Origin of the sequence: Streptomyces sp. NPDC091287 (assembly GCF_044768525.1) — a bacterium.
Taxonomy (GTDB): Bacteria; Actinomycetota; Actinomycetes; order Streptomycetales; family Streptomycetaceae; genus Streptomyces.
Map to the genome: position 1 here is coordinate 1 of NZ_JBIVUV010000054.1, position 1,037 is coordinate 1,037.

The 1,037-nt window shown below is 71.7% G+C and carries 1 protein-coding gene and 1 pseudogene; both read left to right on the forward strand.

Annotated elements, in window-relative coordinates; genetic code table 11:
* Positions 1 to 451 (forward strand): hypothetical protein (locus tag ACIQRW_RS38400; RefSeq protein ID WP_403770018.1); only part of this gene is annotated, 451 nt, incomplete at its 5' end.
* A 1-nt stretch (position 452) separates the two neighbouring features.
* Positions 453 to 1,037 (forward strand): annotated as a pseudogene (locus ACIQRW_RS38405) (hypothetical protein); the annotation flags it as partial.

Genomic DNA, 1,037 nt, shown 5'->3' on the forward strand with positions numbered 1-1,037 from the left:
CGTCATGTACCTCGCAGCACCCGCCAGCGGCGGCACGTTCGACTACGTCGGCGCCGGTGGACTCGCCCTGATCGCCACGGCCGTCCTGGTCTTCGGCGTCATCGGCAAGGGCTCCCGCAAGCTCAACATCCTCTGGGCGGGCATCACCGCGTTCGTCGCCGGGTCCGCCTACATCGCCGCCGGGAAAATCTGGGCGTCACCGCAGCAGGTCGTCGAGCAGGGCTGGACCGGTATCGGCGTCGGCGGCGGGGCCGGACCTTTCGGGGACGTCGGGATCGGCGCAGCCTGCGGCCTCCTGGTCGTCATCATGGTCTTCGCCCCGCTCAACCCCGCCCGCTCCGCCGTGCTCTCCCTGGTCGCCGCGTTCACCTGGCCCATGGCCGGGACCGGATCGATCTGGGCGGTGCCGAACCAGTTCTTCGCTGCGCTGTCGATGATGGTCGGGGCCTGATGTGGAGGCCTGGATCCGCTTCTGGACCGCCCTGTGGATCGGCTCCGAGAAGCTCACACGCCGCACCGTCAACTGGCTGTGCAACGCCAAGCCCAAGCCGCCGGCCGCGCCCCAGAAGCCCGCCAAGGAGCAGCCCGAGGACGCTCCGGACGACGAGGAGAAACCCGAGGAGGTCTCGGGGGAGCAGCCGAAGAAGCCGACGAAGGTGGCCGCGAAAGCGCCGGCGAAGCGGCAGTCCGCAGACCCCGAGGGGTCCGCCGGGCTCCGCTGGGTCGGGCTCGCCATCGTCCTCGGCGTCACGAAGGCCACCCCGTACACCACCGTCGCGTCCGCCACCGTCGCCGCGGCCTGGGTGGTCACCGCGCTCGCCCTCGGCTACATCGCGACCATGCCGCCCGAGCCGGAGAAGCCCGCCGCCGACGGCGAGGACGACGACCAGGAGCAGCCCGAGCAAGAGGCCCCGGAGCCCGAGCAGCACCCCTGCCAGCTGCTCCCGCTCGGGTACGTCGCGGTCATCCTCGACGAGACGTACACGGAGGGCTCCGGGGTCCACCTCGCGACCCTCGCCGAGCGCCTCACCCGCACC